Genomic DNA, 13,077 nt, shown 5'->3' with positions numbered 1-13,077 from the left:
GCGTGCGTCGTGGGTGGCTCAGGCCCCCGAGGTGACCCGGTACGCGTCGAACACGCCGTCGACCTTGCGGACGGCGGCCAGCAGGTGCCCCAGGTGCTTCGGGTCGGCCATCTCGAAGCTGAAGCGGCTCACCGCCACCCGGTCCCGGGTGGTGGTGACTGTCGCCGACAGGATGTTCACCCGCTCCTCGGACAGCACCCGGGTCACGTCGGCGAGCAGCTTGTGCCGGTCCAGCGCCTCGACCTGGATGGCGACCAGGAACGTCGAGGCCGACGTGAGCTTCCAGCTCACCTCGACCACCCGCTCCGGCTGGGCACGCAGGTCCTCGGCGTTGGCGCAGTCGTCCCGGTGCACGCTCACCCCGCCGGAGCGGGTGACGAACCCGAAGACCGAGTCCGGCGGCACCGGCGTGCAGCAGCGGGCCAGCTTGATCCAGACGTCGCTGACGCCGCGGACCACCACGCCCGGGTCGGCGCTGCTCTGCCGGCTGCGCGGCGGCCGGGTGGCGACGGCGGTCTCGGCGATGTCCTCCGCCGCGCCCTCCTCGCCGCCGTAGGAGGCCATCAGCTTCTGCACCACCGACTGCGCGGAGACCTGGCTGTCGCCGACCGCGGCGTACAACGACGCCACGTCGGCGAGGTGCAGGTCCCGGGCGATCGCCATCAGCGCGTCCGAGGTGAGCATCCGCTGCAACGGCATGCCCTGCTTGCGCATCGCCTTGACGATCGCGTCCTTGCCGGCCTCGATCGCCTCCTCGCGCCGCTCCTTGTTGAAGTACTGGCGGATCTTGGTGCGTGCGCGAGGGCTCTTGACGAAGCCCAGCCAGTCCTGCGTGGGGCCGGCCGTGTCGGACTTCGACGTGAAGATCTCGATCACGTCGCCGTTCGACAGCGTCGACTCCAGCGGCACCAGCTTGCCGTTGACCCGCGCACCGATGCACTTGTGCCCGACCTCGGTGTGCACCGCGTACGCGAAGTCCACCGGCGTCGACCCGGTCGGCAGCGGGATGACGTCGCCCTTGGGGGTGAAGACGTACACCTCCTGGCTGGACAGGTCGAACCGCAGCGCGTCCAGGAACTCGCTCGGGTCCGCCGCCTCGCGCTGCCAGTCCAGCAGCTGCCGCAGCCAGGTCATCTCGTCGATGTGCGCCGGCGGGCCCACCACCGGGGTGCCCTTGTGCTCCTTGTACTTCCAGTGCGCGGCGATGCCGAACTCGGCCGTGCGGTGCATCGCGTACGTGCGGATCTGCATCTCCACCGGCTTGCCGGTGGGCCCGATGACAGTCGTGTGCAACGACTGGTACATGTTGAACTTGGGCATGGCGATGTAGTCCTTGAACCGGCCCGGCACCGGCTGCCAGTTGGCGTGGATGACCCCCAGCGCTGCGTAGCAGTCGCGCACCGTGTCGACCAGGATCCGCACACCCACCAGGTCGTAGATGTCGTTGAAGTCGCGCCCCCGCACGATCATCTTCTGGTAGATCGAGTACAGGTGCTTCGGCCGGCCGGTCGTCTCCGCCTTGATCTTGGCGGCCTTCAGGTCGGTGGACACCTTCTGGGTCACCTGGCGCAGCAACGCCTCCCGCTGCGGCTGGTGCTCCCCGATCAGCCGGTTGATCTCCTCGAACCGCTTCGGGAACAGCGTGCCGAAGGCGAGATCCTCCAGCTCCCACTTGATCGTGTTCATACCGAGGCGGTGCGCCAGCGGAGCCAGGATCTCCAGCGTCTCCTTGGCCTTCTGCTCCTGCTTCGGGCGCGGCAGGAACGTGAGCGTCCGCATGTTGTGCAGCCGGTCGGCCAGCTTGATCACCAGGACCCGCGGGTCCTTCGCCATCGCCACGACCATCTTGCGGATCGTCTCGGCCTTGGCCGCGTCGCCGAGCTTGACCTTGTCGAGCTTGGTGACGCCGTCGACGAGCAGCGTGACCTCGCCACCGAAGTCGGCGCGCATCGCGTCGAGCGTGTATTCCGTGTCCTCGATGGTGTCGTGCAGCAGCGCCGCGACCAGCGTGGTGGTGTCCATGCCCAGGTTCGCCAGGATGGTCGCCACCGCCAGCGGGTGCGTGATGTAGGGGTCACCGGACTTGCGGTACTGCCCCGAGTGCCACCGCGCGGCCGTGTCGAAGGCGCGCTGGAGCAGCCGCGCGTCGGCCTTGGGGTGGTTCTCGCGGTGCGTCGCGATCAGCGGCTCCAGCACCTCGCTGACCTGCGAGGTCTGCCAGGGCGCGTTGAACCGGGCCAGCCGGGCGCGCACCCGCCGGCCGGTGGGCGCGTTGGAGAGGGCGAAACCGCTGCCGGCCGTGGACTCGGTGGAGCCCTCGGTCGGGAACGGCACCACGACCGCCCCGCCGTCGGCGGTCGCGTCGGGCGCGCTGCCGGTGGCGCCGGTCGCCCGCGCCGGCGGGTTGCCGCTGCGCTCGGTCACCGAGCCGTCCGCGTCACCTGTCGGGTGCACCGTGCCCTCCACCGGAGGGACGACATCGTGGGACACCGGCCTCCTCACCGCTCGCCGGGATGCGCCGGCCGTCCGGCCGACGTCTGGTTCAACCGGCCCGAGGGCCGGTGTTGTTCCACGCGGTCGCCGAGGCCGGGCCCCGACGCCTTCGCCGTCCCGGCCAGCTCGACCGGGACGGGCAAAGGGCAATGCTACCCGCACGCAGAGTACGCCACCGCTCCCCCGGACGGCCGGCGCCGACCGCCCCGACGGGCCTGCCTGGTCAAACGGTCAACAGGGCATGGACCGGGCGCGATGCCAGCCGCTGACGGCCCGCCAGGAAGCCCAGCTCCAGCAGCACGGTGAACCCGGACACCGTCCCGCCGGCGCGTTCCACGAGGTCGAGCGTCGCCTCGGCGGTGCCGCCGGTGGCGAGCACGTCGTCGAGCACCAGCACCCGGTGGCCGGCGGTGAAGGCGTCCTGGTGCACCTCCAGCGTCGCCTCGCCGTACTCGAGTGCGTAGGAGGCCGAATGGGTGGCCCGGGGCAGCTTGCCGGCCTTGCGCACCGGCACCACGCCGACCCCGGTGGCGTACGCGACCGCCGCGGCCAGCACGAACCCGCGTGCCTCGATGCCGGCGACGATGTCGAACGAGTCCGGTCCGTGGTAGGCGATGATGCTGTCGATCACCGCCCGGAACGCCTCGCCGTCGGCGAACAGCGGCATCAGGTCCTTGAACACGACACCCGGCTTGGGGAAGTCCGGCACGTCCAGCAGCCGACTGGCGACGAGCTGGGCGACGTCCGGGCCGATGTCTCCGCGTATCCCTGCGGTGTGGGTCTCCGTCACGGTGTGTCCCATGTCCTCTCGAAACGACGACGGCGTCCGTCATGCCGTGACATCAGCATGCGGACGCCGTCGGGCCAATTCCGTCCGGTCCTACGGTCAGCGGCGCTTGCCGCCGGGCCGGTTGCCACCACCACCGGCGGGACGACCGCCGCGGGCGCCGCTGGGGCGCTTGCCGGCCGGTCGGGTGCCCACCTTGGGCGCGGCGCCGGCCAGTGCGGCCGCCTCCGGGTCGATCGGCGCGTCGGCGGCCGGCGCGGCGGCCGGCCGACCCTTCGGCGTGATCTCGCCGCGGGCGAGCGCGGCCCGGCGGGCCTGCACCCGCTTGTTGTGCGCGCTGATCCGGGGGTCCATGTTCTTCAGCAGCACCAGCAGCGGCGTGGCCAGCAGGATCGAGGTCAGGAACGCCACCGCCATACCGACGAACAGCACCAGGCCGAGGTCCTTCAGCGTGCCCGCCCCGAGCAGGCCGGCGCCGATGAAGAGCAGGCCGCCGACCGGCAGCAGCGCCACCACCGAGGTGTTCAGCGAGCGCATGAGGCTCTGGTTGAGCGCCAGGTTGGACGCCTCGCCGTAGGTGAGGTTGTTGTTCGCGGTGATGCCGCGCGTGTTCTCCTGCACCTTGTCGAAGACCACCACCACGTCGTAGAGCGCGAAGCCCAGGATCGTGAGGAAGCCGATGATCGTCGACGGGGTGACCTCGAAGCCGATGAGCGAGTAGATGCCCGCGGTGAGGACCAGGTTGGTCAGCAGCGAGACGATGGCGGCGGCCGCCATCCGCCACTCGAAGCGCAGCACCAGGTAGATCGACACGACCGCGATGAAGATCAGCAGGCCGAGGAAGGCGCGCGAGGTGACCTGGCTGCCCCACGCCTCGGAGACCTGGCTGCCGCTGATCTGGTCGGTCTGGATGCCGAACTCCTGCGCCATCGCGGCCTTGGCCTGGTTGGCCTGCTCGGCGGAGAGCTGCCCGGTGCGCATCTCGTAGAACTCGCCGCTGGTGCCGCCGACCTTCTGCGCGCTCACCACCTCGACGCCGGGCGCCTCGTCGGCCAGCACCTCGTCGACCACCTGCTCGGCCCGGTCCAGCGTGCCGACGCTGGCCGGCACCTGGAACGAGTTGCCGCCGGCGAACTCGATGCCGAGCTTGAACCCGCTGATCGTGAAGCTGAGCACGGCGACGAGCACGAGCAGGCCCGCCACGCCGAACCACACGTTGCGGCGCCCGACGATGTTGAGATCCGCCTCGCCCCGGTAGAGGCGGGCGGCCAGACCGCTCTTAGCCATCTCAGGCCTCCTTCACACGCGGGTTGCGGGCGGTGCCCGGCTCGGCCGGCCGGGCGGCCGGGAGCGCCCGGCCCAGACCGCTGACCCGCGGCGACAGGAACGCCTTGGTGCGGGCGAACATCGTCATGATCGGGTGGCGGAAGAGGAACACGACGACCAGGTCCAGCACTGTCGCCAGGCCGAGCGCGAAGGCGAAGCCCTTCACCGCGCCGACCGACACGATGTAGAGCACCACCGCCGACATCAGCGTGATGGCGTTCGCCGAGATGATCGTCCGGCGGGCCCGGATCCAGGCGCGCGGCACCGCGCTGCGTGGACTGCGGCCCTCCCGGATCTCGTCCTTCAATCGTTCGAAGTAGATGACGAACGAGTCCGCCGCGACGCCCAGCGACACGATCATGCCGGCGATGCCGGCGAGCGTGAGCGTGAAGCCGATCGACCGGCCGAGCACCACGAGCGCGCCGAACACCAGCAGCGCGGAGAGCACCAGGCTCAGGAAGATGACCGAGCCGAGCAGCCGGTAGTAGAAGAACGAGTAGATGATGACCAGCAGCATGCCGATGCCGGCCGCCAGCAGACCCGCCTTCAGGTGGCTGTCGCCGAGCGTCGCGGTGACGTTCTGCTGCTCCTGCGGCTCGAACGTGACCGGCAGCGCGCCGTAGCGCAGCTGGCTGGCGAGCGCATTGGCGCTCTTGTTGTCGAAGCTGCCGGTGATCTGCGAGTCACCGGTCAACACGCCCTGGATCTCCGGGGACGAGACGATCTCGTTGTCCAGCACCACGGCGACGCGGCACTTGCCGTCCTGGCCGAGCGCGGTCTGGTCGCAGGCCTGGCCCTCGTTGTTGAACGCCTCGCGGGTCAGCGCGGTCCACTTCTCCTGGCCGTCGCTCTTGAAGTTCAGGCTGACCACCCACGAGCTGGTCTGGTCGAGCTGGGCCGAGGCGTTCTTGACGTCGGTGCCCTCCACCTTGGCCACGTCCAGCAGGTACTTCGCGCCGGATTCGCAGGCCACCGCCTTCTGCTTCGGGTCCTTGATCGAGGCCGCGGGCCGCGCGTCGAGCTGGGCGCAGGTGACGGTCGGGACGTTGAACTGCATATCCACCGGCAGGACCGCGACCTCCTGCGGGGAGAGCGTGCCGAACGGCTTGAGCTTGTCGGCCAGCGACGGGTCGGTGGTCAGGTCCGCCGGGGCCTGGAGGCCGGCGGCGGCGGCCCAGGCAGGCGCGCCGACCTTCTGCTCGACGGCCTTGCGCTGCTGCTCGATGCTCTGCGGCACCGGCTCGCCACTGGCGCTCGGGCTGGGCGCGGCGGCGCTCGGCGAGGCCGAGGGGGACGCCGGAGCCATGCCGCCCTGGCCACCGCCGCTCGGCGACCCGCTCACCTTGGGGCTGGCGCTCGCCTTGGGCGACGCGCTGCCCGAGGGCGCCGGGCTGGCGGACCCGGACGGGGTGGCGCTGGGCGCCGGCGCGGGAGCGGCCGCGGCGCCGCTGCCGTCGGTGGCCTTGAGCACCTTGCGGAAGCGCAGCTCGGCGGCCTCACCGACGTCGGTCAGGTCCCGGTTCTGGCCGGGCAGGGAGATGACGATGTTGCGGTTGCCCTCGGTGACCACCTCGGCCTCGGCCACGCCGTAGGCGTTGACCCGGCTCTCGATGATCTGCCGGGCCTCCTCGAGGTTGTCGGCGGTCGGAGGCTTGCCGTCCACGGTGTTCGTGGCCTCGAGCGTCAGCCGGGTGCCGCCGACGAGGTCCAGGCCGAGCCGGGGCTCCAGCCGATCCTTCCAGCCACCGCTGGCGCCGCCCGAGAAGAACACCAAAAGATAGAGGACGACGAAGATGAGGCCGAGTACGGCGAGCTGCCGTCCGGGCCGCATCTGTCCCTGAGGTGGTGCCACGGCTGTCCTGTCTCCCTGTACGGTCGCACCGCTTCCGCGGCGGCGACAACTGTCGGGCCGGGGGTGTCCGCCCGACTGCTCCGGCGGGTCGGCACCGGAGCACGGCACGCCGGCTGGTGCGCGGCGTGGGGGCGCCGCACGGCCCGGCCGGATGCCGGCGTCGCGCGCCGACCCCAACTATCCACTTGTACGGATGAATCCGCTGCCCCGTCCGGGGCGGGTGGTCACTCCTTGACCGGCTCGGCGTCCTCGCTGATCGTCTCCTCCGCCGGAGCCTCGGCGCGCTTGATCACCCGCGCGACGGCGGGGCGGGCGTACCGGGTCTGCACGCCGGGCGCGACCTCAAGCAGGACCGTCTCGTCCTCGACCGCGGTGACCGTGCCGTGCAGGCCGCCGATGGTGACCACCTCGTCGCCCGGGGCGAGGGCGGACTGCATCTGCTCGGCCTCGCGGCGGCGCTTCTGCTGCGGACGGATCATCATGAAGTACATGACGACGAAGAGCAGAGCGATCATGAGGATCGGCGTCAGACCGCCGGCCCCTCCGCCACTCGCTGCTGCGTAAAGCACGGTGTAGACCTTCCGGTTGGCGTCCGCCCCGGCGCCGTAGGGCACCGCAGCGGAAGCGAATTCTCACGTCCTGTACAAACGCGGCGAAGTCTAGTCCCTGCTCCTGAGAAGACCGAATGCGGCACAGATCACGAACGGATCACGGCTGGTCGGTCTGCGCCGAGAACAGATCGGGCCCCGGAGGGGCATCCATCCCAAATGTACCATTCGGGGGCGTACGGCCCAGATGGCGCCAGGCGGCCTCGGTCGCCACCCGGCCGCGCGGGGTACGGGCCAGCAGCCCGGCCCGGACCAGGAACGGCTCGCAGACCTCCTCGACCGTGTCCGGCTGCTCGCCCACCGCCACGGCGAGCGTGGACAGGCCCACCGGGCCGCCCCGGAACGAGTCGACAAGCGCGCTCAGCACCGCCCGGTCGAGCCGGTCCAGGCCGAGCGCGTCCACGTCGTAGACGGTCAGCGCGGCCTGGGCCGTCTCCAAGGTGACCACACCGTCGGCGCGCACCTCGGCGTAGTCGCGGACCCGGCGCAGCAGCCGGTTGGCGATGCGCGGGGTGCCCCGGGACCGCCCGGCGATCTCCGCCGCCCCCTCGGCCCGGATCGGCACACCGAGGATCCGGGCCGACCGGTGCAGCAGCGCCTCCAGGTCGGCCGGCGCGTAGAAGTCCAGGTGCGCGACGAAGCCGAACCGGTCGCGCATCGGGCCGGTCAGCAGGCCGGAGCGGGTGGTGGCGCCGACCAGCGTGAACGGCTCCACGTCCAGTGGGATGGCGGTCGCGCCCGGCCCCTTGCCCACCACCACGTCGACCCGGAAGTCCTCCATGGCGCTGTAGAGCAGCTCCTCGGCCGGCTTGGCGATCCGGTGAATCTCGTCGATGAACAGCACGTCGCCCTCGGCGAGGCTGGTCAGGATCGCGGCCAGGTCACCGGAGCGCTCGATGGCCGGGCCGCTGGTCACCCGGATCCCGGCGCCCAGCTCGGCGGCGACGATGTTGGCCAGGGTGGTCTTGCCGAGGCCGGGCGGCCCGGACAGCAGGATGTGGTCGGGCGGGGAGCCGCGCCGCATCGCGCCCTGCAACAGCAGGTCGAGCTGGTCGCGGACCCGGTGCTGGGCGATGAACTCGTCGAGCCGCTTCGGGCGGACGCTCGCCTCCGCGTCCCGCTCGGTGTCGTCGACGTACGCCGAGACCAGGTTGTCGTTGCTCATCCGCCGACCCTCGTTCGCCGCCGCGTGGCCGTCATCGGGTCCGGCCCAGGAGGCGGATGGCCTGCTTGAGCAGCACCGGGACCGGCGGCGTCTCGCCGTCGACGGTCTCCGCCACCGCGGCCACCGCCTGCTCGGCCTGGGCTGCGCTCCAGCCGAGCCCGACCAGCGCCTGGCGCACCTGCTCCGGCCAGGCGCCCGCGGTCACCCCGGCCGCGCCGTCGGCGCCCACCGGCACCGGGCCGACCCGGTCGCGCAGCTCCAGCACCAGCCGCTCGGCGCCCTTCTTGCCGATGCCCGGCACCCGGGTCAGCGCCGCGGTGTCGGCGTTGGCGATGGCCTTGCGGACCGCGTCCGGCGTGTGCACGGCGAGCACCGCCTGGGCCAGCCGGGGACCGACCCCGCTGGCGGTCTGGAGCAGCTCGAACAACTGCTTGGCGTCGTCGTCGGCGAAGCCGTAGAGGGTGAGCGAGTCCTCCCGGACCACCAGGCTGGTGGCCAGCCGGGCGGGCTGGCCCACGCGCAGTTCGGCGAGCGTGCCCGGGGCGCACTGCACGGCCAGGCCGATGCCGCCCACCTCCACCACCGCGTGATCCGGGCCGGTGGCGGTCACCGTGCCGCGTACGCTCGCGATCATCGCGTCCCTCCTCGTCGAGCCTGCTGCGCGGCGGCGGCCAGCTTGGACCGGGTGCCCCCGCGCCACACGTGACAGATGGCCAGCGCCAGCGCGTCGGCGGCGTCGGCCGGCTTCGGCGGCTCGGGCAGCCGCAGCAGCCGGGTCACCATGGCGGTCATCTGTTTCTTGTCCGCCTGCCCCGAGCCGGTCACCGCGGCCTTGACCTCGCTCGGCGTGTACGTCGTCACCGGCAGCCCGGCCCGGGCCCCGGCGAGCACGGCCACGCCGCTGGCCTGCGCGGTGCCCATCACGGTGCGGACGTTGTGCTGGCTGAACACACGCTCCACAGCTACCGCGTCCGGCCGGTGCTCGGCGACCAGCTCGGTGAGCGAGCGGTCCAGGTGCAGCAGGCGCAGCGCGAGATCGTCCTCCGGGTCGGTGTAGACCACGTAGTAGGCCACGAGCGTGCAAGGACGGCCCGGCACGCCCTCGACCACGCCGACCCCGCACCGGGTCAGCCCCGGGTCGACGCCCAGCACGCGCACGCCTCCTCCTCCCAGCCGTCAGCAGTACGTGTGTTCGACACCTTACTGGTCGGACCGCGAACGGCCAGCAGACACGCACTTGCTACGCCCACGCCGCAGTGAGTCAGACCGGAATGCCTGTCATGTGGCATACGACCGGCGGGCGTGCACATCTACGCGGCCAACAACTACTGCAACCGGACGGTCACGGTCAACATGATCGTGTTCGGTGGGCCGGACAGCGGTTGCGTCTCCATCGGCTACGGGAAGAGCCGCCGCACCACACACGCGGGCGGCGGAGTATGTGTCGCCGCCCCATGTGCCAGCGGTCACCCGGCTCGTACGTTCATGCGCCATGACGGCAGAACCAGTGGCGGTCCCCCACGTCGTACACGTCGACCTGACCGGTCGCACCGCGCTGGTCACAGGTGGTGGCGGCGGCATCGGCCGGGCCTGTGCCCTGCGCCTGGCGGCGGCCGGCGCGACGGTGGTGGTGCTGGACCGCGACGTGGCGACGGCCGAGGCGGTGGCCGCCGAGGCCGGCGGCCGGGCCGTGGGGATCGACCTGGCCGACCCGGTGGCGGTGGACCGGCTCGACGTCGACGCCGACATCGTGGTCAACAACGCCGGGCTGCAGCACGTCGCGCCGGTGCAGGACTTCCCGGTCGAGCGCTTCGAGTACATCCAGCGGGTGATGGTGGAGGCGCCGTTCCTGCTGATCCGCCGCGCGCTGCCGCGGATGTACGCGAACGGCTGGGGCCGGATCGTCAACATCTCCTCGGTGCACGGGCTGCGCGCCTCGCCGTTCAAGGCCGCGTACGTCTCGGCCAAGCACGCGCTGGAGGGCCTGTCCAAGGTGGTCGCGCTGGAGGGCGCCGCGCACGGCGTCACCGCCAACTGCATCAACCCGGCGTACGTGCGCACCGCGCTGGTGGAGAGCCAGATCGCCGACCAGGCCGCCACCCACGGCATCGGCGAGGACGAGGTGGTCGAGAAGATCATGCTGGCCCGGGCGGCGATCAAGCGGCTGATCGAGCCGGCGGAGGTGGCCGAGCTGGTGGCGTACCTGTGCTCCCCGCCCGCCGCGTTCCTCACCGGCGCCTCGATCGCCCTCGACGGGGGCTGGACGGCGAACTAGTGGCCCCGCGCACAATGTCGGTCATGTCGTCGCCGGTCGAGTTCCTGGAGCTGCTCGCGCGCGAGGCCGCGGCCGTCGAGTTCGAGGGCCCGCTGGTGGCCGCGCGCGCCGCCGGCCTGCCCGCCGATCGGCTGGCCGAGCTGGAGCAGGCGAAGGTGGTGGCGCTGCGGGTACGGGCCCTGCTGGCCCGGCGCCGCCGCCGGGAGACCGAGCTGTCCGGCCTGTACGACACCGCGAGCGACCTGGCCGGCCTGCGCGACCTGGACGACGTGCTGCGCGCGATCGTGCACCGGGCGCGGATCCTGCTCGGCACCGACGTGGCGTACATGACGCTCAACGACGACGAGCGCGGCGACACGTACATGCGGGTCACCGACGGCTCGATCTCGGCCCGGTTCCAGCGGCTGCGGCTGGAGCTGGGCGACGGCCTGGGCGGGCTGGTCGCGCAGACCGGCACCCCGTACGTGACCTCGAACTACCAGGAGGACGAGCGGTTCCGGCACACCGGGGAGATCGACGGCGGGGTGGGTGAGGAGGGTCTGGTGGCCATCCTCGGCGTGCCGCTGCGGCTCGGGTCCAGCGTGATCGGCGTGCTGTACGCGGCGAACCGCTCGGCCCGGCCGTTCGCCCGCGAGGAGGTGTCGCTGCTGGTGTCGCTGGCGGCGCACGCGGCGGTGGCGATCGACACGGCGCGGCTGCTCGCCGAGACCCGCGCGGCGCTGGCAGAGCTGTCCGCGGCGAACAGCACCATCCGGGCGCACAGCAGCTCGGTGGAGCGCGCCGCCGCGGCGCACGACCGGATGACCGCGCTCGTGGTACGCGGCGGCGGGATGGAGGACGTCGCGGCGGCGGTCACCGAGGTGCTCGGCGGCGCGCTGCTGGCGCTGGACGCCGAGGGCCGGCGGCTGGCCCGGGTCGGCGAGATCGAGGAGCCGGACCGGGCGGACATCGTGGAGGCGGTCGCCGCGTCCCGTACCGAGGGGCGCAGTGTGCGCCGGGGCCCGCTCTGGTACGCCGCGGTGGTGGCCGGCACGGAGAACCTGGGCGCGCTGGTGCTGCGCCCGGACGACGAGTTGGTCGACGCCGACCAGCGGATCCTGGAGCGGGCCGCGCTGGTGACAGCGTTGCTGCTGCTGTTCCGCCGGACCGTGGCCGAGGCGGAGGGGCGGGTTCGCGGTGAGCTGCTGGACGACCTGATCGCCCGGCCGCTGCGCGACGCCGACGCGTTGCGCGCCCGGGCCCGCCGGATCGGGGTCGACCTGGACGCCCCGCACGTGCTGGTGGCGGTCGGCGACGACGCGTTCGCCGAGACCGGCTCGGCCCGGCAGCGGGTGCTGTCCTGGGCCACCACGTACGCCTCGACCCGGGGTGGCCTGGCCGCCGCGCGGGACGGGCGGGTGGTGCTGATGCTGCCCGGCCACGACGCCGGCGGCGCGGCCCGCGCGGTGGCCCGGGACCTGTCCCGGGTGACCGGCCGCCCGGTGACCGCCGGGGCGAGCGGCCCGTCGACCGGCCCGGCGTCGCTGGCCGTCACGTTCGCCGAGGCGGAGCGCTGCCTGTCCGCGCTGGGTGCGCTGGGCCGGGCCGGGCAGGGGGCGAGCACCGCCGAGCTGGGCTTCGTCGGGCTGCTGCTGGGCGCGGTCGGCGACGCCGGGGACCGGGACGTGGCCCGGTTCCTCGCCACGACCGTGGGGCCGGTGCTGGACTACGACGCCCGGCGGGGCACCGCGCTGGTGAAGACGCTGGAGGCGTACTTCGGGGTGGGCGGCAGCCTGGCCCGGGCGGCCGAACAGCTGCACGTGCACGTGAACACGGTCACCCAGCGGCTGGAACGGGTCGGGTATCTGCTCGGCGCGGACTGGCAGCGCCCGGAGCGGGCGCTGGAGGTGCAGCTCGCGCTGCGCCTGCACCGGCTGCGCACGCCCGGCCGCTGAGCGGGCGGGCGCGGCCGCGGGGTCAGCGGGAGCGCAGGCCGTCCAGGACCGCGTCCACGATCCGTTCGGGCAGCAGCCGCTCGTCCTCGGCGTGCCAGTGCAGCATCCGCTGCATGAGCATCGGCGCGGTGAGCAACGCCATGGCCACCTCGATGTCCAGGTCGGCGCGCAGCTCACCCCGGTCGACGGCGCGGCGCAGCACCTCGCGCAATGCCTCGCGCCGGGGCTCGATGATCGCCTCGTACGCCTGCCGGTGGGCCGAGCTGCGGTTCACCTCCGGCACCAGACAGGGCATGATCTTGCGGACGCGGGGGTCGGCGTGCTGGCCGACCGCGCCGACGAGCAGCAACAGGTCGTCGCGGACGGAACGCCCGGCGGTGCGGGGCGCGGGCCCCTTGAGCGTGCGCAACGCGTCCAGCAGCAGCGCGTCCTTGCCCGGCCAGCGGCGGTAGATGGTGGCCTTGCCGACTCCGGCGCGGTTCGCGATCGCCTCGATGGACAGCGACTCGATGGTGCTGCCCTCGGCCAGCAGGTCGAGGGCCGCTTCCACGATCGCCTCGTCCGCGCGGATGCTCCGCGGTCGCCCGGGCGACCGCGGAGCATCCGCCGTGGAAGTCATGTCAGACATTGTCCACGA

General features: G+C 72.4%; 11 protein-coding genes. 2 read left to right on the top strand and 9 right to left on the bottom strand.

Annotation, left to right across the window (positions count from 1 at the left end):
- Positions 1-18: 18 nt before the first annotated feature.
- The 8 genes from ACFYON_RS25065 to ruvC all read right to left on the bottom strand — a co-directional run bounded on the left by ACFYON_RS25065 (position 19) and on the right by ruvC (position 9,389).
- Positions 19-2,466: a bifunctional (p)ppGpp synthetase/guanosine-3',5'-bis(diphosphate) 3'-pyrophosphohydrolase gene (locus ACFYON_RS25065; RefSeq protein ID WP_355096401.1), complete on the bottom strand. Its 2,448-nt coding sequence runs from the start codon at positions 2,464-2,466 to the stop codon at positions 19-21.
- A gap of 250 nt (positions 2,467-2,716) precedes the next feature.
- Complete coding sequence (locus ACFYON_RS25060; protein WP_354866988.1) at positions 2,717-3,283, bottom strand: adenine phosphoribosyltransferase; 567 nt, start codon at positions 3,281-3,283, stop codon at positions 2,717-2,719.
- Positions 3,284-3,379: 96 nt separating this feature from the next.
- A complete protein-coding gene (gene secF, locus ACFYON_RS25055) occupies positions 3,380-4,567 on the bottom strand; it encodes a protein translocase subunit SecF (protein WP_354866990.1) in 1,188 nt (395 codons plus the stop codon).
- A 1-nt stretch (position 4,568) separates the two neighbouring features.
- Positions 4,569-6,458: a protein translocase subunit SecD gene (secD, locus tag ACFYON_RS25050; RefSeq protein ID WP_354866992.1), complete on the bottom strand. Its 1,890-nt coding sequence runs from the start codon at positions 6,456-6,458 to the stop codon at positions 4,569-4,571.
- 224 nt (positions 6,459-6,682) lie between these two features.
- Positions 6,683-7,027 (bottom strand): preprotein translocase subunit YajC, encoded by a 345-nt coding sequence (yajC, locus tag ACFYON_RS25045; protein WP_354866994.1) that lies wholly within the window; start codon positions 7,025-7,027, stop codon positions 6,683-6,685.
- A 139-nt stretch (positions 7,028-7,166) separates the two neighbouring features.
- Positions 7,167-8,231, bottom strand: coding sequence for a Holliday junction branch migration DNA helicase RuvB (ruvB, locus tag ACFYON_RS25040; protein ID WP_354866996.1), 1,065 nt, complete (start codon positions 8,229-8,231; stop codon positions 7,167-7,169).
- A gap of 31 nt (positions 8,232-8,262) precedes the next feature.
- Complete coding sequence (gene ruvA, locus ACFYON_RS25035; protein ID WP_354866998.1) at positions 8,263-8,865, bottom strand: Holliday junction branch migration protein RuvA; 603 nt, start codon at positions 8,863-8,865, stop codon at positions 8,263-8,265.
- Complete coding sequence (ruvC, locus tag ACFYON_RS25030) at positions 8,862-9,389, bottom strand: crossover junction endodeoxyribonuclease RuvC (protein WP_354867000.1); 528 nt, start codon at positions 9,387-9,389, stop codon at positions 8,862-8,864. Before ruvC ends, ruvA begins: the two co-directional genes overlap by 4 nt.
- Positions 9,390-9,723: 334 nt before the next feature.
- On the opposite strand from ruvC, the gene ACFYON_RS25025 reads away from it, so the two are divergent.
- Both ACFYON_RS25025 and ACFYON_RS25020 read left to right on the top strand, forming a co-directional pair.
- Complete coding sequence (locus tag ACFYON_RS25025; RefSeq protein ID WP_354867002.1) at positions 9,724-10,506, top strand: 3-hydroxybutyrate dehydrogenase; 783 nt, start codon at positions 9,724-9,726, stop codon at positions 10,504-10,506.
- A gap of 14 nt (positions 10,507-10,520) precedes the next feature.
- Positions 10,521-12,440 (top strand): helix-turn-helix domain-containing protein, encoded by a 1,920-nt coding sequence (locus ACFYON_RS25020; protein WP_354867610.1) that lies wholly within the window; start codon positions 10,521-10,523, stop codon positions 12,438-12,440.
- A gap of 22 nt (positions 12,441-12,462) precedes the next feature.
- On the opposite strand, the gene ACFYON_RS25015 is transcribed toward ACFYON_RS25020, so the two are convergent.
- Positions 12,463-13,068: a TetR/AcrR family transcriptional regulator gene (locus ACFYON_RS25015; RefSeq protein WP_354867004.1), complete on the bottom strand. Its 606-nt coding sequence runs from the start codon at positions 13,066-13,068 to the stop codon at positions 12,463-12,465.
- Positions 13,069-13,077 lie beyond the last annotated feature (9 nt).

The organism is Micromonospora sp. NPDC005686, from assembly GCF_042871665.1.
In the GTDB taxonomy this organism is placed as follows: domain Bacteria; phylum Actinomycetota; class Actinomycetes; order Mycobacteriales; family Micromonosporaceae; genus Micromonospora.
Note: the sequence above shows the minus strand (reverse complement) of the source record. Positions and strands in the feature narration are given on the sequence as shown.

What these genes read in the sequence shown, in the direction of transcription:
- secF (WP_354866990.1), bottom strand. Translation starts at nt 4,567, where the DNA reads ATGGCTAAGAGCGGTCTGGCCGCCCGCCTCTACCGGGGCGAGGCGGAT.
- ruvB (WP_354866996.1), bottom strand. Translation starts at nt 8,231, where the DNA reads ATGAGCAACGACAACCTGGTCTCGGCGTACGTCGACGACACCGAGCGG.
- ruvA (WP_354866998.1), bottom strand. Translation starts at nt 8,865, where the DNA reads ATGATCGCGAGCGTACGCGGCACGGTGACCGCCACCGGCCCGGATCAC.
- ACFYON_RS25025 (WP_354867002.1), top strand. Translation starts at nt 9,724, where the DNA reads ATGACGGCAGAACCAGTGGCGGTCCCCCACGTCGTACACGTCGACCTG.
- ACFYON_RS25020 (WP_354867610.1), top strand. Translation starts at nt 10,521, where the DNA reads ATGTCGGTCATGTCGTCGCCGGTCGAGTTCCTGGAGCTGCTCGCGCGC.
- ACFYON_RS25015 (WP_354867004.1), bottom strand. Translation starts at nt 13,068, where the DNA reads ATGTCTGACATGACTTCCACGGCGGATGCTCCGCGGTCGCCCGGGCGA.